Origin of the sequence: Actinobaculum sp. 352, assembly GCF_003957265.1 — a bacterium.
Lineage (GTDB): Bacteria > Actinomycetota > Actinomycetes > Actinomycetales > Actinomycetaceae > Asp313.
In genome coordinates, this window is sequence record NZ_RQSN01000001.1 from 239,064 (window position 1) to 256,992 (window position 17,929).

At 59.7% G+C, this 17,929-nt stretch carries 14 protein-coding genes and 3 tRNA genes; 11 read left to right on the plus strand and 6 right to left on the minus strand.

Annotation, left to right across the window (positions count from 1 at the left end; genetic code table 11):
- The first annotated feature begins 34 nt into the window (after positions 1 to 34).
- Genes EKN07_RS00965 through EKN07_RS00975 form a run of 3 tightly spaced genes read left to right on the plus strand, consistent with a single transcriptional unit; the run spans position 35 to position 4,360 of the window.
- Positions 35 to 1,714, plus strand: coding sequence for an AMP-binding protein (locus tag EKN07_RS00965; RefSeq protein WP_126145436.1), 1,680 nt, complete (start codon positions 35 to 37; stop codon positions 1,712 to 1,714).
- Positions 1,715 to 1,753: 39 nt separating this feature from the next.
- Positions 1,754 to 3,148 carry an MFS transporter gene (locus EKN07_RS00970; RefSeq protein WP_205647326.1) on the plus strand — a complete coding sequence of 465 codons (1,395 nt, stop codon included), beginning with the start codon at positions 1,754 to 1,756 and terminating at the stop codon, positions 3,146 to 3,148.
- A 60-nt stretch (positions 3,149 to 3,208) separates the two neighbouring features.
- Entirely contained in the window at positions 3,209 to 4,360 is a 1,152-nt protein-coding gene (locus EKN07_RS00975) for an acyl-CoA dehydrogenase family protein (RefSeq protein WP_126145437.1), read from the plus strand.
- A gap of 181 nt (positions 4,361 to 4,541) precedes the next feature.
- On the opposite strand, the gene EKN07_RS00980 is transcribed toward EKN07_RS00975, so the two are convergent.
- The 3 genes from EKN07_RS00980 to EKN07_RS00990 all read right to left on the minus strand — a co-directional run bounded on the left by EKN07_RS00980 (position 4,542) and on the right by EKN07_RS00990 (position 8,204).
- Positions 4,542 to 5,255, minus strand: coding sequence for a TetR/AcrR family transcriptional regulator (locus EKN07_RS00980; protein WP_164546566.1), 714 nt, complete (start codon positions 5,253 to 5,255; stop codon positions 4,542 to 4,544).
- A gap of 382 nt (positions 5,256 to 5,637) precedes the next feature.
- Positions 5,638 to 7,248: a hypothetical protein gene (locus tag EKN07_RS00985; protein ID WP_125482439.1), complete on the minus strand. Its 1,611-nt coding sequence runs from the start codon at positions 7,246 to 7,248 to the stop codon at positions 5,638 to 5,640.
- The gene (locus EKN07_RS00990; RefSeq protein ID WP_108715418.1) at positions 7,245 to 8,204 is read right to left on the minus strand and encodes an ABC transporter ATP-binding protein; all 960 of its coding nucleotides are present in this window, start codon (positions 8,202 to 8,204) and stop codon (positions 7,245 to 7,247) included. Before EKN07_RS00990 ends, EKN07_RS00985 begins: the two co-directional genes overlap by 4 nt.
- A 198-nt stretch (positions 8,205 to 8,402) precedes the next feature.
- Between EKN07_RS00990 and EKN07_RS00995 the strand changes: the two genes are divergently transcribed.
- Positions 8,403 to 9,170: a fumarylacetoacetate hydrolase family protein gene (locus EKN07_RS00995; protein WP_126145439.1), complete on the plus strand. Its 768-nt coding sequence runs from the start codon at positions 8,403 to 8,405 to the stop codon at positions 9,168 to 9,170.
- 34 nt (positions 9,171 to 9,204) lie between these two features.
- Here EKN07_RS00995 and EKN07_RS01000 read toward each other — a convergent pair whose 3' ends face one another.
- Positions 9,205 to 10,374, minus strand: a complete 1,170-nt coding sequence (locus EKN07_RS01000; RefSeq protein ID WP_108716654.1) for an aminotransferase class I/II-fold pyridoxal phosphate-dependent enzyme — start codon at positions 10,372 to 10,374, stop codon at positions 9,205 to 9,207.
- A 244-nt stretch (positions 10,375 to 10,618) separates the two neighbouring features.
- Between EKN07_RS01000 and EKN07_RS01005 the strand changes: the two genes are divergently transcribed.
- The 7 genes from EKN07_RS01005 to EKN07_RS01035 all read left to right on the plus strand — a co-directional run bounded on the left by EKN07_RS01005 (position 10,619) and on the right by EKN07_RS01035 (position 15,472).
- On the plus strand, positions 10,619 to 11,305 hold the full coding sequence (locus EKN07_RS01005) for a DUF6318 family protein (RefSeq protein WP_125482440.1): 687 nt from the start codon (positions 10,619 to 10,621) through the stop codon (positions 11,303 to 11,305).
- Complete coding sequence (locus tag EKN07_RS01010; protein ID WP_108715421.1) at positions 11,302 to 12,276, plus strand: hypothetical protein; 975 nt, start codon at positions 11,302 to 11,304, stop codon at positions 12,274 to 12,276. The genes EKN07_RS01005 and EKN07_RS01010 overlap by 4 nt, the downstream gene beginning before the upstream one ends.
- Before the next feature lie 59 nt (positions 12,277 to 12,335).
- Positions 12,336 to 13,844: a glutamate--tRNA ligase gene (gltX, locus tag EKN07_RS01015; RefSeq protein WP_108715422.1), complete on the plus strand. Its 1,509-nt coding sequence runs from the start codon at positions 12,336 to 12,338 to the stop codon at positions 13,842 to 13,844.
- 7 nt (positions 13,845 to 13,851) lie between these two features.
- Positions 13,852 to 14,928: a hypothetical protein gene (locus EKN07_RS01020; RefSeq protein ID WP_108715423.1), complete on the plus strand. Its 1,077-nt coding sequence runs from the start codon at positions 13,852 to 13,854 to the stop codon at positions 14,926 to 14,928.
- A gap of 188 nt (positions 14,929 to 15,116) precedes the next feature.
- A tRNA-Gln gene (locus EKN07_RS01025) sits at positions 15,117 to 15,191 on the plus strand.
- Positions 15,192 to 15,243: 52 nt separating this feature from the next.
- Positions 15,244 to 15,316: transfer RNA gene (locus EKN07_RS01030), tRNA-Glu, on the plus strand.
- A gap of 80 nt (positions 15,317 to 15,396) precedes the next feature.
- Positions 15,397 to 15,472 (plus strand) — tRNA-Glu (locus tag EKN07_RS01035).
- Between the two features lie 67 nt (positions 15,473 to 15,539).
- Here EKN07_RS01035 and EKN07_RS01040 read toward each other — a convergent pair.
- Together EKN07_RS01040 and EKN07_RS01045 are read right to left on the minus strand one after the other, a co-directional pair.
- Complete coding sequence (locus EKN07_RS01040; RefSeq protein WP_108715424.1) at positions 15,540 to 16,574, minus strand: carbohydrate ABC transporter permease; 1,035 nt, start codon at positions 16,572 to 16,574, stop codon at positions 15,540 to 15,542.
- Entirely contained in the window at positions 16,571 to 17,914 is a 1,344-nt protein-coding gene (locus tag EKN07_RS01045; protein ID WP_126145440.1) for a sugar ABC transporter permease, read from the minus strand. The genes EKN07_RS01040 and EKN07_RS01045 overlap by 4 nt, the downstream gene beginning before the upstream one ends.
- Positions 17,915 to 17,929: the final 15 nt, after the last annotated feature.

Genomic DNA, 17,929 nt, shown 5'->3' on the forward strand with positions numbered 1-17,929 from the left:
GCTTAGCGCGCCGCCCACCGTAAAGAAGGTTGCTATGAGTAGTGCACACCTAGCGGTTGGATTTGGGGAAGCGCTTCCTGAACTTCGCCACCCAGCGATTGCTGATTATTGGGATGAGGCTGTGGCGGCTGTTCCCGACCAACTTGCTGTTGCCGATGCCTGCGGTCCCGGTTTTGAAATGACGTACCGTCAAGTGGATGACGCGGCCAGACGGTTGGCAACGGTCCTGTTAGCGCACGGTATGCGACGGGGTGACGTACTGGCCATCCAAATGCCGAATTGCTGTGAGTTCTTCATCTGCGCCATGGCGGCATTCAAAATCGGTGTGACGGTAACTCCGGTGTTACCGAACTATGGATGCTCGGAACTCAGCTACATTCTGGATAAGACTCAGGCGGCGATTTATATCACTGCCTCCGAGATTCGCGACAGATCCTACAACTCCCTCATTGAACGTGCCTGTGGGCGTGCGACTGTGCGTTGCGCACTCGTCAATCAACGTGGCAACACGCCAGTACCCGCTGCGACCAACGAAGTGCCGGTGCTTGATCTCATGGAGGAGATCGCACACGCGCAGCCCCTGGAGGAAAGCGTAGTCTGCGCACCCGATGAGGTAGCCGCCATTCTCTTCACCTCGGGGTCGGAGGCGGCGCCGAAAGGTGTTCTTCTGACCCATCGGAATCTACTGTCCTCGGAGAGCGCCTTTATTCTGGCGGGCGGTTTTCGCATGGGTGAGCATATGCTCATGCCCGCATCACTCGCCCATGCGACCGGCTTCATGCACGGCATGCTGACACCGATTATGGTCCGTGGCTCGTCCATTATGGTGGACCGAGTACGGGGTGAGGAATGCGTGGCAATGATCGACAAGTTCCAGGTGACCCGCGGTATGGGGACACCCACGATCGTTGACCGCATTCTGTGTGCAGCGGAGACACTGAATAATCCATTGGGTAGTCTCGACTGTATGTTCTGTGGGGGTGCACCCATTCCCAAGAGCCTATTAGATGCAGCTGAAGGTTTCGGCGTCAGGCTCATTTCCGTTTACGGTTCGACTGAGTCCGCGCCTCACACCATGAGTAGGCAGAATGACGCTCCGGATCGTCATCTAACAACTGATGGTCGGGCTGTACCGGGTGTGGAGATAAGGGTGGTGAACCCCGACACGCACGAAACACTGCCCATCGGGGTCGAAGGCGAGGAGGCGAGCAGGGGGCCGAATGTCTTCGTTGGGTATCTGGGTGATCGGGCAGCAACGCGCCGGGTGCTGGATGACGAGGGCTGGTACTACTCGGGCGACCTGTGCGTGATGGACGAGCAGCGGTACATTCGCATTACCGGACGGCGCAAGGACATCATCTTGCGCGGCGGCGAGAACATCTCCGCATTGGAGGTGGAGCGGATCATTGACGCGATGCCGGGAGTTCTCGGAGTGTCCGTTATCGGCGTGCCGGATTCGGTGATGGGAGAGCGGGTTTGTGCCTGCGTGATCCCGAAGGATGAGCCGCTCACTGTGGATGATATGCGGGCATGGTTCAAGAGCCGCGGAGTGGCCCGATTTAAAACTCCGGAATACGTGGAGAACTTGTCAGAATTCCCGCTAACAGGGACTGGAAAGATAAGCAAGCGAACGCTACGAAACCAGTACGCTGGACTCGAGAAGGATACCGTTGGCAGATCACGGATCACTGCGGTGACGCAGCATCACGAGTGAGAAGCTGACAAAGGTTTCGACAATCAAAGGGGGATGACTGTGAGCGAAAAAGTGACGGCGAGCTCCCGCCGACCCGACGCGGGTATTCGCGCGATGCGCTCTGGTGCCGTCGGTTCGGTACTCGAGTTTTACGACTTCTTCATCTATACGCAGGCGGCAGCTATCGTCTTTCCGCAGGTTTTCTTCCCGGTTTCGAGTAGCTCACTGTCAATCATCTACTCTCTGGGCACCTTCGGTGTTGGATACATTGCCCGCCCCATAGGCGCATTCGTGCTCGGTGCTCTCGGTGACATTATCGGGCGTCGCAAAACGCTCATACTCACTATGACGCTGATGGGCATCTCCACCTTCGGCGTTGGTCTACTGCCCAGCTACGAACAAATTGGCATCGCGGCCCCTGCACTGCTGGTGTTCTTCCGCCTGATGCAGGGGTTCGGTGTGGCAGGCGAGCTATCGGGATCATCGACACTCATCATGGAGCAGACGCCGATTGGCTTGCGCGGCCGCCGCTCCTCGGTGACCTTGCAGGGGGCTCAGGCCGGGCAGATCTTTGCCGCGTTGATCTTCATCCCGCTTTCTGCCTTCATGTCCGATCACTCCTTTGAAACGATTGGTTGGCGGGTGCCCTTCATTCTCTCCGCGCTGTTTGTAATCTTTGGATTCCGTGTGCGTTTGAAAACCGTGGAGAGTAAGAAGAGTACGGCGGTGGATATTCCGCCGATTCGCACGGTATTCCGGGAATCCCCGGGCGCGCTGGCGCGGGTGTTCGTTATGGCGCTGATGAATATCATCCCGGTGACGGCGACGGTGTTCGGAGCCTCCTACGCCACCCAGGAGGACTACGGTATCGGTTGGCATGCGGATGTTTACCTCTGGATCCCCGTGGTCGGCAATGTTGTTGCTGTCCTTGTGATTCCGCACGTGGCATCCCTGTCTGACAAGCTCGGGCGCCGTCCGGTGATTATCGGCGGATCGCTGGGTGCGGGTCTGCTTTCCTTTGTGTATTTGTGGGCGATCTCAATCGACTCTGTTGCACTTACCGTGGTGATCGCCATCCTCATGTGGGGAATGCTCTACCAGGGCTATAACGCAGTGTTCCCCTCCTTCTATCCGGAACAGTTCCCCACTTCAACACGGGTCACCGGCATGGCGATTGCACAGAATCTTGGAACGACGGTTTCATCGCTAATGTCGATTGTTTTCGTCGCGTTAGTGGGCCCGGGTACCTCGTATGGGAAGATTGTCGCCGTCGTCGGTGGGCTGACGTTGGCCATCACCATTATGTCCGCTATCGCCACCTATCTGTCCCCGGAGACTTCGCGTATGCAGGCCGACCAGCTCGGCGTGCCTGGAGCCGTTCCGATGGATGAGGAGGAATATCAGTTGCTTCGCCAAGAGAACCTGGCGAAAGTCAGTACCCGCCTGATCGGTTAACCGTTCAGGTCTACCGCTGGCGGTGCCGCCGTCGCGGAATAAACACAGAAAGGTCCCTTTATGGCACAGATTATGACTGAGGAGCAAGAGCTCCTCGTAGAGGCGATCCGGGAGTTCGTATGGCGTGAAGTTGCGCCATCGGTGGCTGAGCGTGACCGGGAGAGTCGCTGTGAGCTTTCGGATTTCCAGTCGGCCTTCGAGATGGGCTTCCATATGTTGGAGATCCCGGAGGAGTATGGCGGCTCAGGAATCGACTTCCAGACAGGCGCCATGGTCTTTGAAGAATTGGGCAAGGTGGATGCCGGCTACGCCATTACACTCGTGTCCACATTCGTGGCCTTCCGGAACGTGATGCTTGCCGGAACAAAGGAGCAGGCGGAATTATTCGCCGACAAGATCCGCGACGGCGGCCTCGGGTGTTTCGCCATCACCGAGCCCGGTGCCGGGTCTGATGCGGCAAGCATTCGCACCACGGCTGTGCGCGACGGCGACGAGTATGTTCTCAATGGACAGAAGTGCTGGATCACCAATGGTGCCATTGCAAACGTCTACCTGATATCGGCCAAGACGGATCCCGACGCCGGTGCACACGGTATCTCCACCTTCCTCGTGGAGGCGGATCGGGAGGGTGTTTCAGCCGGCGAGCATGAGGACAAGATGGGCCTGCGCACCTCCAACACCTGCGACCTCATTCTCAATGATGTGCGTATTCCCGCCGACCACCTGGTAGGTAAGGAAGGGGAGGGATTCAAGATCGCCATGTCGGGCCTTGATGTCTCCCGCGCCTTCATGGCAACCATTGCGGTTGGCATGATGCAGCGTGCCCTCGATGAGGCCGGCAAGTATTCTCTGCAGCGTCAGCAGTTCGGCAAGCCGATCATGGAGTTCCAGATGGTGCAAGATCTGCTTGCGCGGATGGCCGCGAAGACGGAGGCCTGCCGGGCCTTGGTACAGCACACCATGCGGTTGATCGACAACGACTACCGCGTGCAGAAGGAAGGGGCGATCACCAAGCAGTTCGTCACCGATTGCCTGCAGGAGGTCGCTTCTGATGCTGTGCAGGTGATGGGCGGTAACGGGTACACCAAGCAGTATCCGGTGGAGAAGATCATGCGCGATGCCAAGATCTTCCAGATTATGGAGGGAACGAACCAGATTCAGTCCATAGTGATCGCCCGGCAGCTGAAGAAGGAGTACGAGAAGCAGATCTAATGCGACGGGTTCCCGGCGTCATATGTGCCAGTTGACTTGCTGGCACGTGACGGTAGCCGGGGAACATCCGGCTTTGAATAGGCGGTCGCAGTGGAATCGCATATCCGGATTTGGAGCGGAGGGCGGGTTCGCGGACGGACTGGCTATGAGAGAGTGCAGAGGCGGTGCCTGCGCAGAGGACTCACGACGTGACACGCGCTTGGTCGGCGTCGGAAAGTACAAGACGCAGTACAGTCTCCTCGATAAGCTCGCGGACATGTGGGCCTGCGTCGGGCCCCAGCATGTCGCGGCCGAAGATCGCCTTGAACGACTTCTGATGCTCAGTCCTATTCAGCGCGAGAGCCGACAGAACTTGATGGACATCGAGGGCGGAGGGCGCATCCGGACCGCTACGAAATACGCCGCTGGCACGGCCGCGTGCCAGAATCGATTCGACGACGTCGACGGCGGAGCGATTGAGCTCAAAAAAACCTGGGTCCGAGTGCTCCATGGCCCCATTGAGGAGCAGATTCTCGGAGGCGATGATGCGGACGTTGTCGGGATTGTTTTCAAAGTACGTCAGCGACGACCGGACAAGTTCGCGCAAGGCAGCGACTGGCTCGAGGCTGTCCAGATCAAGGTTCAACTCTAACTGGCGTACCATCTGGTAGGCCTGGCGTAGGGCTTCGACGTAGAGCCCCTGCTTGCTGCCGAAGTAATAGTAAATCATTCGCTTGGAGGTGCGGGTCTGACGGGCTATCTCGTCAATTCGTGCGCCATTGAAACCATGGCGCGAAAACTCGGTGACGGCGACGTGTAAGATCTCGCGCTGCGTGCGCTCAGGATCGCGCCGCACCGGGGGCGTTTGCCCGGTTTCGCTTTCCAAGCTCTCTTCGGTTATGGACGCCTTGGCCACTGTAGTGTTCCTATCTGCCAACCGCTTGCCTTGCACCGTAGGCAGGTGCTCACCTGTTCTAGAGTCATTATAGATACAGTCAGGGTAGCTCCCGGATACGATGGCGCCCTTGGACCTAAGTGCCTGCCCGGGGCGTGAGTGCCCGGGCAGGCGTGGTCATGTGCCTGCCTGGGGCGCATCTTACCTTCGCAGCCAGCTGTGGCGAGTGCTGCCGGTAGAGGCACGGCTCCGGGCGTTAGGCAAAGGGAGCTGGGATGCCCGTTTAGGTCACGCCCATGCGCATGAGGGTGGGGATGACGTGTTCGCGGCCGCGTTGTGTCGCACGGCTCGCTGCCACATGCGCATGAGGTGGGGCTGAAGGCTGGCGAGATGATTACAGTGTTCAGGCTGTAGTAATATCACGACGCCGCAGCAGCGCGAGGCCGAGCGTGATACCCATAACGGCGATGAGCAGTAGCAAGGTCAACGCGGCCCAATTGGGATCCCGGTCCGTGGCATAGTCGAACAGACTGAGCCGAAGTACCCAGCGAGGCAGGTGCAATAGGCCTCCGAACCAGGAGACGAATGCCGACCAGGCAATAGCCGCCCACACCAGCGGCATCAGTCGCCGCGCGAAGCCGTAAAGTGCGGCACCGATACCCAGTGCAGCGTAGATTCCGGGCAGCTGGCTGACGCTCATAAGGGCTGTTTGGCGAGCTGCGGTAGCGTCAAGTTCAGTGGCGGTGCCGGCGGCAAGTACGGCAGCGCAGGCGAAGACCAGTGCGCTCGCCGTTAGAAATGCCACCGCGACGCGCGCACCGAAGAAACGGATCCTGCTCACTCCGGTGCTGAGTTCGATATCGGCCAAACCCGCTGTTTCTGCGGCTGTGGCGGTGCCGATCAACGTTGTGCCCGCGATGGAAATGATGATGGCGAGAAACATCGTCGCCGCAGTCACAAACTGCGCGGTGGAACTCGTCGAATCCGTCATCGCGGAGAGGATGTCGCCATAGCCAGAAGTCTCAGCAAGGTCAAGGACCGTGGTCGACATGGTGCCGAAGAGCATCGCGAGAAGAAGAATGACGGCGGTCCATGAGACAATCGATCCGCGTGCGAGGCGTGTGGTCAGCGAGAGCGAGGAAGAGACGCGCAGACGCGCCGCACTGGCACTTCGTGGCTGGAGGAAGGCTCCGTGCAGTTCACGATGCAGGAACAGTTGCTGTGCCAGCACAAAAAGGGCTATGACGATGGCGAGCATAGGAAGTGCGGCGCCTAGCAGGTTCTTGCTATATGGGGCGAGAATGTCCTTCCAACCGAGCGGGGTGATCCAGCGTATCCACATTTGTCCCGTGGCGTCGGCTGCCACTCGCAGGGCGTAACCGAGCAATACTGAAGCCAGGGCAACACGACGAGCGGGTACCTGTGGCAACAGCTGCTCTAGAACCAAGGCAATCGCTGCATAGGTCAAACCCGCCAGCAGCAGCGCCACACCCATGACGATACTTCCTGCCGGGGAAAAGTCAGCGACGAAAAGGCTTTCTGCAACCAGGAGTCCTGTTATCAAGGCGGCAAAAAGCACCATGGGAATGATGGCAATGAGTATCTGAGCGGCGATCAGTTTTCGGGTCGGCACGCCTGTGGTTTGTATGAGTTCACGGATACCGCCGTCCTCCTCCCGACGTCCGTTCGTCAGAACAATTGCCGCAACTGCGGTCAATATCATTGCGTAGGCTCCCAGCTGCCATTGGAATAGGCTGCCGATAGTGAGGGGATCGGAGATCGGGCCGAAAAAGAGACCGATGGAATTGGAGTCAGTCAGGATTCCCATTATGCCCTGCAGCTCGGAAGCGTCGTCAAAGAAGGAGGCATATACGGGCGGTACGGCGATAATGAGAACGGTCAGTCCGCCTAGCCAGGCGAGGAGCGCCAAGAATCTGCTTCGTAGCCCGATGAATACTAGGCGGCGAATTTGATACTGCGTCGCCTGTCCATTTGGACGCATTGGAGTGCTCATCGCGCCACCGCCTGATAATGGCGCAGAAATAGGTCCTCGAGACTGGCCGGGGTACAGGTGATATCGGCCAGCCCGGATTTGACCGCGAGTTCAAGGACGCGGGGGACGACACTGCCGGACGCTTCGACGACGAGGCCGTCGTCGCCGTCAGATGTGGCCGCGCCAATGGGCAGCGAGACTACCGGCGTGGCCCGATCAGAGGAAGAGGTAGCGAGTTCTTCCCGCAATGCGGCAAGTCCACGTTCAAACTGTGCTAACTGGGCGGGTGGGCCAGAGAGGCGAATCTGCCGTGCCGCCAGGTGCCGCAGGTGATCAAGAGGGCCAGCTTCCACGGTTTTTCCGTCGCGAATAATCGTCACATCCGTACAGAGTTCCTGCACTTCGCTGAGAATATGGCTTGACAGGAGAACCGTCTTACCCGCCTGCCGTACCTCCTGCACGCATTGCCGGAATATGTTCTCCATCAAGGGGTCGAGGCCGCTTGTTGGCTCGTCGAGTAAGAGCACATCGACAGGGGCGGCGAAGGCGGCGACCAGAACGACCTTGCGCCGGTTTCCGGTGGAATAGGTACGTACACGCTTCGTGGGATCGAGGGCGAAGCGTTCGATGAGTTCGCGTTCGCGTGCCACGTCACGTACTCCCCGCAGTCCAGCGATGGCATCGAGTACCTGTTGACCGGAAAATGCGGGCCAGAGGGAAACTTCTCCGGGAACGTACGCGACGCTGCGGTTAATAGTGGCGGCGTCGGTGGCCGGGTTCTGACCGAGAACACGCATATGGCCTCCGTCAAGGTGATACAGGCCGAGTAGGGCGCGAATGGTAGTGGACTTACCAGAACCGTTAGGTCCGAGAAAGCCGTGCACGCTCCCCGCTTCGACGGTGAGATCAAGCCGGTCCAGTGCGGCGAGAGACCCGAAGTGCTTAACCAGCCCATGTGCTTCAATTGGGTGACCCACGAGTAACTCCTTTTGGTCGAGTTAATCCCTTTTGTCACTATCTCATCATGTGACCCAGGGTCACGGTCAACATATGCGAGCAGATTTGCCCCGCGGTCACGGTCAACGTATGCGCGGGGCCGATCTCCGCTTGATCTGTCGTAAGCGGCTTTTCCGGTGCTGTATCGGTGGAGCGTAAATGAGGGCTAGGCTTGGGGCATGAAGATCGCACGACTCAGCCTTGAGCAAGGCCCACGCTACGCCGTTCTCGACGAGGAGAACGCCCAATATCTGGTTCTCGCCGATGATCCTATGTTCGGGAAGTTTGAGCCGACCGGTCAGCGGATAGCGGAGCAGGATGCTCGCCTTGTCGCCCCCATGCTTCCACGGTCGAAGGTAGTCGGAGTGGCGGGGACTTATCCGGCACCGGGTATGTCGGTCGCAGACCGTGACCGTCCGACACTTGACGATCTGCTCGTTTTCTTGAAGCCCAACACCGCGGTGATCGGACCGAACGACCCGATTGTTTTGCCGAGCTGGGCGCCCCAGGTCGATCATGAAGTGGAACTCGCCGTCGTGATCGGACGGGTGAGCAAGGATGTTCCGGTGAACCGCGCGGCGGAGGCGATCTTCGGGTACACGGTTGCCAATGATGTGACGGCACGGCTTGAATCGCTGACCCGCGCAAAGACCTTCGACACGGCCTGCCCGGTAGGGCCGATCATTGACACATCTCTTGATCCTTCGGATGTGCAGCTCGTTTCGCGGGTGAACGGCGAGCAACGCCGTACAGGGCGGACGAGCGAGCTCGCGTACTCAATTCCGGAGTTGGTTTCCTACCTGTCGACGCTGTTCACCCTGCTACCCGGCGACATTATCCTCACCGGCACACCGGCGGGCGACGGTCAGATTGAGGCGGGGCAAAGCGTAGAGGTGGAATGCGAAGGAATAGGCATTCTGCGCAATCCCGTTGTTCGGCAGGACTAGGCACCAGGCACTAGGCGCGCCGCGTCATCTGCATCTACCGATAAAGCGCACTCTCAATGCGATCAAGTAGTTCCGTGAGAATCGGGCGTGGCGTTGCGAAGGCCAAGCGGGCGAATGTGGCATAGTCGCGTCCGCTCAACAAGCCCTCGGTCAGGGCAACTCGTGCCTCCTCTCGGATGAAGGTTGCGGGGGAACGGCGCCCGAAACGCCCGCTGCTGGCCAGGTCGGTGAACTCGAGGAAGGATATGTAGGTGCCTTCCGCGTGGGCTACTTCGACTCCTTCCCAGGTGACAACCCGTTCCTCCAGCAAGTCGCGATTGCTGGCCAAGTAGGCGCGGACCTCGTCATTCCACGCCTGTGCTTCCATGTAGCACACCGCTGCAGCGCGGGCGCCCAAAGTGCTAGTCGGCTCGGTGACGGGGTAGGAGATCGGCTTGAATCGCTGCCAGTGGGACGGGTTATTGAAGACCATCTGGGCGCATTTGAGGCCGGGGATATTCCAGCCCTTCGAGGCGGCGACAGAGGTGATGCTGTGGGCAGCCGCCGCGTCGTTGATGGTTGCGTAGGGTATGTAGGTGGCGTCGTCGTCCAGAATCAACGAAGCGTGAACGGCGTCTTCAAAAACGTAACCGTCATGTTTGGCGACGACGGCGCAGACCGCCTCCAGTTCTTCACGAGTGAGGCAACGCCCGGTTGGGTTCCACGGGTTGCAGAGCACAAGAAGGCCCGCTCCGGCCGAGAAGGCGCGCTCTATTCCCGCGATATCGAGGTGCCAGGTGTTGCCGTCGTGAATGGCCGGGACTTGGATGGCCTCACGGCCGAACTCGCCCGGGATGGTCAGGAAGGGCATGTAGGCCGGGGTGGGGATGATAACCGCGCTTCCGGGGCGGGTGAAATGCTTGATTGTTTGGCGCATGGCTTCAAGAACTTCGGGCACGAGGAGCATTCGCTCGGGTTCAGGCTCCCAGCCGAAACGGGAGAGCCAGCGCGATGTTGCCGTGAGGCTACGCGAGCGATCCTCGTCTGTCAGGTAACCCATGGTTCCGCGCTGTGCCTCGGCGATGATAAAGTCGCGCACCTCGTTTGCTATGCCGAAGTCCATCTCAGCAATCCAGGCGCCGATTGTGCCCGGGTATTTTGTCCACTTTTGCGACGCGTACGACGTAAGCGTGTCGATGGTCGGGGAGTCGAAGTCATTTGCCATGCCTCCCAGTCTAATGTTTTGGGAGTGGGGGATGAGTGCGGTGGAGAGGTCGAAGTGCCCGGGGCCGTACGCGCGTGGAGGGTGCGGCGATTTGGTGATGGCGTCAGCCATGAGGTTGATCGTGTTCAGGTGCGCGGTGGACGTGTAGTCGCGATTTGGTGGCGGCGTCAGCGTGCCGTTCAAGGTTATCCACAGGATGTGTATTCCCGGTGCGCGGTACTTGTAGCGCAGGTAGCCTCTGGTTATGAGCGGGAAACAGGTGAAGAAGCGCAGAGAGCGTGCTGGCGAGCGAATCACGGTGCCGGGCTGGCGTGGCATTGTGTCGGCGTTCATTGCCTTCCTCATCTGTGCCCTGCTTGGAAGTTGTGGTCGAGCCGATGAGGCCGAGCCGAGCGGCGCTTCATCGGATGTGACGGTAGCCAGTGCGGGCGCTGCGACCGAGTCCGGGGAGGGCGGCGGGGCTGGCAGGGTACCCGATGCGCCGGAAGTGGATCCTCCTGAGCGTCCGCCGGAAATGGATCGTGCCGACGAGGTCGGCGCAGACGCAGCGGCGCAGTACTTCTTGGAGTTATACCTGTACGCGTATCTCACAGGCGACTTGACTGAGTGGAACGCAATGTCACTAGAGGAATGCGAGTTTTGTGCGTCTGTGGCGGGTGATGTTGAGTCCTTGACAGCTGACGGGGGCTGGGCAGATGCGGCGGTTGACGTAGCGGATGCTCAGGTCTGGATCAGCGATGACGATCCGAACTACTACCGGGTGGATTTCCTTGTGCGTCGAACGGATGCCGTTAGGCACGAGCCTGATGGTGGTGTCAGAACATACGAGGATGGCGACTATGCGTTGATTTTCGGGCTGCATCAAAATGGGGAGTGGATGATCTCATCGTTTGACATTGTGGAGGCCTCGCAGTTTGGGACGGGCACATGACCACTCGATTTGGTCTGCTCTTTTCCATTCTTCTTGTCCCACTGCTTCTCGCGGGCACTAATGACGACTTCGAGTGGGGAGGTGCTGCGGGCGGCCCCAATGTAGAGATTTCGGGCAAGGGCTGGGGATCGTCCGTGTCGACCGCAGGTAATCGTCCCGTTACCCCGGCGAGCACCGGAGGGGCCGCCGCTGCGAAGCCGCATGGCTCCGTAACTCGGCAGTCGAATCCTGTGGCCGGAAATGCATCATGGGCTACGAACTGGACAAGCGCAAAAGAACGTTGGCAGGCGACGACGCGAGCGGCGGCAGCACGCCGAAGTTCAACTCCGATTGCGCCGACCTGCCCCACGGGTTTCGTCAAGGTGATTCGTGCGGATGCCATGGGATGCGTGCATTCCTCTGCGCTGGCCGCGGGCACCATAGGAACGGCGTGGGTTCCCTTCGGCACTCCGGCACAAACCGCGTCGGCGCCAGTTCCCGCAGTGGACGCTGCGGTGGAAGACGGGCAGACACCGGGCGGCACCTCGATTGACCCTTCGACGTTGATAACCATTGAGGACGTCCAACGTCTGATCACGGATGCGGGAGCGGTACAACTCTCACCGGCACGAAGCTGGGTGTATGTCAACAAACCGGTCTACTATTCGACTGACGCTGCCGCACACGACGAACAACTCGTTGTACTTGGGCAGAACGTCACCGTGCACCTGGATCCGGTGAGCTTTCGCTGGGATCCCGGTGATGGCACGGAGCCCTTCACCACGAGCACACCTGGAGGAAGCTGGCCCGACGGTACAGTGACCTACACCTATTTGACCGCGTCGTCGGACGTATCGGTGCGGCTGGAAGTGACCTGGCAGGCGAGCTTCACGGTGGGAGGCGTGACCTACCCGATAACGGGAAACGCCACCGGCACAGCGACCAGCGATCCTTTCACGGTGCGGGAAGCGGAGGCGGTGCTCGACAGGTAATGCGCGGCGTATGCGCGTATTCGGCGTCACCGTGGTGCACGCGATAACCTTGGATCATCATGGCTACTACAACTGCTGCGGGTTCCGATATCCGCGTTCGCTTCTGTCCATCTCCCACTGGAACTCCTCATGTTGGAATGGTGCGCACCTGCCTGTTCAACTACGCATATGCCAGGCACGTAGGCGGCACCTTCGTGTTCCGCATCGAGGACACCGATGCCGCCCGCGACTCGGAAGAGTCTTTCAACGCCATCATTGACTCGCTGCAGTGGATGGGACTCGACTGGGATGAGGGTGTTGGTGTCGGCGGTCCGCACGGTCCCTACCGGCAGTCGGAGCGCACCGGAATCTATGCCGACGTCGCCGCCAAACTCCTGGCGGGCGGTTATGCATACGAATCCTTCTCCACACCGGAGGAGGTCGAGAAACGGCACCGAGACGCTGGGCGCGATCCGAAGCTCGGCTACGACGGATATGACCGCACTCTCACCCAAGAGCAAAAAGACGCGTATCGCGCCGAAGGTCGGCAACCGGTTCTGCGCATGCGTATGCCCGATGAAGACATCACGTTCACCGACCTCGTCCGGGGCGAGATCACCTTCAAGGCCGGTTCGGTCCCGGACTACGTAATTGTTCGCGCCGGGGGAGACCCGCTCTATACGCTGACCAACCCGGTCGACGACGCAATGATGGAAATCACGCATGTCCTGCGCGGTGAGGATCTGCTGTCATCCACACCGCGACAAATCGTCATGTACCTGGCGCTGGAAGAGCTTGGCATCGCCAAATTCACTCCACGCTTTGGCCATTTGCCCTACGTCATGGGAGAGGGGAACCGGAAACTTTCTAAGCGTGATCCAGAATCGAATCTTCTCCTGCATCGTGAACGCGGGATCATACCGGAAGGTCTGCTCAACTATCTCGGTCTTCTCGGGTGGTCCATCGCGCCTGACCACGACATCTTCTCAAAGGATGAAATGGTGGCCGCGTTCGACATTAGCGACGTCAATCCAAACCCCGCCCGTTTCGACGACAAGAAATGCGTGGCGATCAACGCGGAGCATATTCGACAGTTGGACCTTGCTGATTACACGGCACGCCTCGTTCCCTACCTCCAGCAGGCAGGGGTTGTTGCCACATCCGCCTATGACGAGTTGACGGATGAACAACGCGCCAGGCTCGACGCCGCTGCACCCCTCGCGCAGACCCGAATGCAGCTGCTCGGGGAAGTAGGCGAACTGCTCCGCTTCCTCTTCGTCAACGCCGTCGACCTGACATACAACGAAAAAGCTATCGGCAAGCTAAAGGACTCTGCGCCGGATGCTTTGCGAGCCGCGGCGGACGTACTACGTGGACTGGAGGACTTCACCCCGGAGGCGATCAAGCCCGCGCTGGATGCCGAACTTGTCGACAGGCTGGGAATCAAGCCTCGTCTCGCATACGGCCCACTGTTCGTGGCGATGACCGGAACGAATGTCTCGATCCCGGTCGTCGATTCAATCGCCATCTTGGGCAAGGCAGAAGCGCTGACCCGCATCGAACAGCTTCTTACGAGAATCGTTCGTTAGGCGAAGCATGGGAATCCGTGCAGGCCTACGACTCGGCGGATATCGCTTCCGACGCCGCCTGCAACATGAACCCGCGCAGGCGGCGAACATGCCGGCGGCGCTCAGTGCGCGGTTGCCGCGCGCAACACCACGCCCCGGTATCCTCGCGCGGACATGGTGCTATCACTTTGCCGACGCGCTGCAGGACGAGGAGGGGGATCTCACGGCGAATTCACTGGCCTTCGTCATGGGGCATCCCTTCCTTGAGCCGACTGACTACGTTGCGGCGGTGCGTGAAACAGCGTCCCGGTGCACTGCAGCGCTGCGAGCCGGCAAACCCATCGCCAGGGCCGCCGTCGCCGCGTTGACAGCTGCCACGGTGACCTACGGCTTCGGTGAGGCCGAACAAGTCGCTGCGGTCGATGAAGTTCTTGGTGAAGAGCTTCGTCACCGCCTCGATGACGTGATCACGGCGGTGCTGGCACGCCCGGAGCTGGCCTGGTGGAGTGAGCGCTACCAGCCATCCGAATATCCGTGGTACCGCACATCCGAGTCGGATCTCGACCCGCAGCGCCGCAGTGCCAGTTCGCCGTATCCCACAATTAGTGGCGCCCTGTGGTGGCCGTCGAGCCAATTGATACTTCCCGCGTTTGAGAGTTATCGGCGTATCCCCGCGGGTCTGGCGGACGTACCCTGCACGTATCTGGCCTTTGGAGATGACAGCGACGAGGCCGACCCGGCCTCGCTGCGCTACGGGGAAGCTCCCGGTGGCCAGGGTAGGGTCTACGATGTTGAAGGTCCGGAGCACTGGGTGGACCTAGTGGAACGATACCCCGCCCGCTTAATCGATAGCGATGTGCTGAGATACGGATGGCAAGGCGATGTGCCGGGCCAGGCCTATACCGTGGACTGGTACTCGGCGGCGCGGGACTATGACGGGGTACATCTTGCAATAGGTGCCGCGCTGCGCAGCCAATATGCACCATTGCCTCTGGACCAGGAGCGATTGGGCGGCCCGGCGTGGACGATGATGACGGGGTGGGTTCCGGGACAGGTGCTGTGGCTTGACGCGGAACGAGAAGCAGCTATCGCTGCCAAAGATTGACGCGCGGCTGGCAATGACCTAATGGTGTGGTAGCTGCTAGGAATGCTGGAGCGAAGTTCGGCACGCAGACAGCGAGAACAGGGCGAGTGAATCGAAGGCGTGACGTGCTCCACGAGCCAGCGCTTTGCTCCTCGCGCTCTGATCGGGTAGCCTATTCTTCTGGCGCCGCTGAAAGGCGGTAGAACCCTTGGGGTATGGTGTAATTGGCAACACAGCTGATTCTGGTTCAGCCATTCTAGGTTCGAGTCCTGGTACCCCAGCCAACGGTCCTGGCACTGCCTGGGCCACGCGGGACTTCCCGCAAAGTTGACGCGAGCTCCTATCGTCTAGCGGCCTAGGACACCGCCCTCTCACGGCGGTAACGCCGGTTCAAATCCGGCTAGGAGTACGAGCTGGCCTATCCGGTCAGCCCACACCTGCGCTCGTGACCGGCGGCAAACCCGGCGGGCACTAGGCTCAGGTGTTTAGGCTCCCATCGTCTAGCGGCCTAGGACACCGCCCTCTCACGGCGGTAACGCCGGTTCAAATCCGGCTGGGAGTACCACAGTATTCGACGGCGCACAGATGCAGCTCCCGAGGCCCGGCCCGATTCTCGTCGCGCACTCACACACCTATTTCGTCGATCCGGCCATAAGTGCGTTCACAAAGTAGCGCTGGAAGGCGAAGAAGACGAGCAGAGGAACGAGCATCGACAGGAAAGCGCCCGATGAGAGCAGGTCGATGTTGGCGGAGAAGTTGCGCAGTGATTTCTGTAGCTCGACCGTGATCGGTGCGTCGTTCGCGCCGGCGAATATCAGTGCCACCAACATGTCATTCCAGGACCAGAGGAACTGAAAGATCGTCAGCGAAGCGATCGAAGGAAGCGCCAGTGGCAAACAGATCCGTCCGAAGATGTAGAGCTCATTGGCGCCGTCGATCCGTGCCGCCTCAAGCATTTCGGCGGGAATCTGGCGGAAGAAGTTGCGTAAGAGGTAGACCGCGAAAGGCAGCCCGAAAGCGGTATGGAAGAGAATGACCGCCCAACGCGTACCGAAGATATGCATGTCGCGGAAGAGCCGTGCCAGCGGGATGAAGGAGACCTGCAGCGGCACGGCCATCAGGGCAACGGTTGCAACCAGCACCCAATCGCGGCCACGAAACCGGATCCACGCTAGCGCGTACCCTGCCATTGCACCAAGCGCGACAACGAGGAAGGTCGAGGGAACAACGATCAGAACCGTGTTGAGCAGCGCTCTGGCAAAGGAGGGTGACGAGAGGCGCCGCGCGTAGTTATCCAGTGTCAACTGCGACAGGTCACCAAATGCGGTCCACCACCCCGACTGTTCCGAGGCAGTATTCGTGCGCAAGGAAGAGACGAGGAGACCGAAGGTGGGCAGCATCCACATGACGGCCACAATGATGAGAACAACATTGACGGCCCCGCGGTTTATGAATCCGACGAGGCGCGAAGCAATGCTGCGCCCTTTGTGGTGCAGTGAGACGGGTTGCACGGTGGCGTGCGCTGAGGTGACGATGCGGGTGCCTTCCACAATTGTGCGCGATTGCTCGCTCGCATCCGAGTCCACCTGCGCGGCCGCGGCACCATTCCCGCGATCCGCGGCGCTACTGGGAGGCGTAGCCGCGTTATAGGCATGCTTTGCACTCATGACAGACCACCTCGGCGGAAGTTACGGATGTTGATAATCATGAAGGGGAGGACCATAAGCAGCAGGAAAACCGCCAGAGTGGAACCCATCCCGAAATTACGCGCGCCGTACTCGGTCCACATCTGAACCGCCACCACGTTAGAAGCCGGTTTCGACTCACCCGGAGAGATCACATAGACCAAGTCGAAGATCTTCAACACATTGATCATGAGGGTAACCAGTACAACGGAGAGCACCGGCATCAGTTGCGGAACGGTGATGTGCCGGAACACCTGCCATTCGTTGGCACCGTCCGTGCGTGCGGCTTCCATGAGTGAACGATCGACCGCCGAGAGTCCGGACGCGATCATCACCATCGAAAAGCCTGCCCAAATCCAGATGAAGGCGAGGATGATAACCGGTGTGATCAGTGATGGCCCAAGCCAATTCACACCGCTAGGCGCGGCGGAGAAGTTGGCTGCCGGCAGACTAACCGTGAACTCCTGGCCACCGGGAACATCCAAGATGAAGGTTCCGTCCTCCTCGGTTGTGGCAGTTGCGGCGACACTGCCATCGGCAGCAATTGCTTCCACCTGGATTCCTCGCAGGCCGCGTTTGCCACCATCGATCTGACCAATTTCGCCTCCTCCGCCCTTGACGAAGTCCAACCACACGGTCCCGATGATGGCATTGTCGTTCGCCTGGGCGGCTACCGCTTCCTCCGCATCCGCAACGCTGTCTTGATTGATACCTACGAGAGGGAACAAAGCGACATCGCCTGCGCGGTAGAGACCATCGGTTGTGACATCGCCACTGGAGGTACGGCTGATGCCTTGGTCGTCGCGTGGGCGGGCGTTCGGATAGGTGGTGGAGTCATCGAATACATTCTTGGCATGGACGAGGATCGCATTCACAAGGCCCTTATTCGGATCCGGGGAGAAAGCTGCCCGCCATACGACGCCCGATGCAAGCATGGAGATCGCCATCGGCATGAAGATCACCAGTTTGAACGCTGTTTTCCAGCGCACCTTATCCATCAGCACGGCGAAGATGAGGCCTAGCACCGTACATATGATCGGCGCGACAACAACCCATATGAGATTGTTGCGCACCGCCGTGAACGTGGAACTACGGCGAAACATCGTTGCGTAATTCTCCAGGCCGACGAAGGTACCGGCGTCGTCGAAAAGTGAACGCCACACCGAGTAGATGATCGGATAGACGACCATCACCACGAGTATGAGGAGCGCCGGCCCCAATAGGATGGCAAGGAGCAGGCGCGGGTCATCCACCTTGCGGGGTTTGCGCCCCCGCAACTGGCCGGCGCGCTCCTGCGTCGTAGTGTGTGCTTTCACGCTCATGGCGGTGCGCGACTC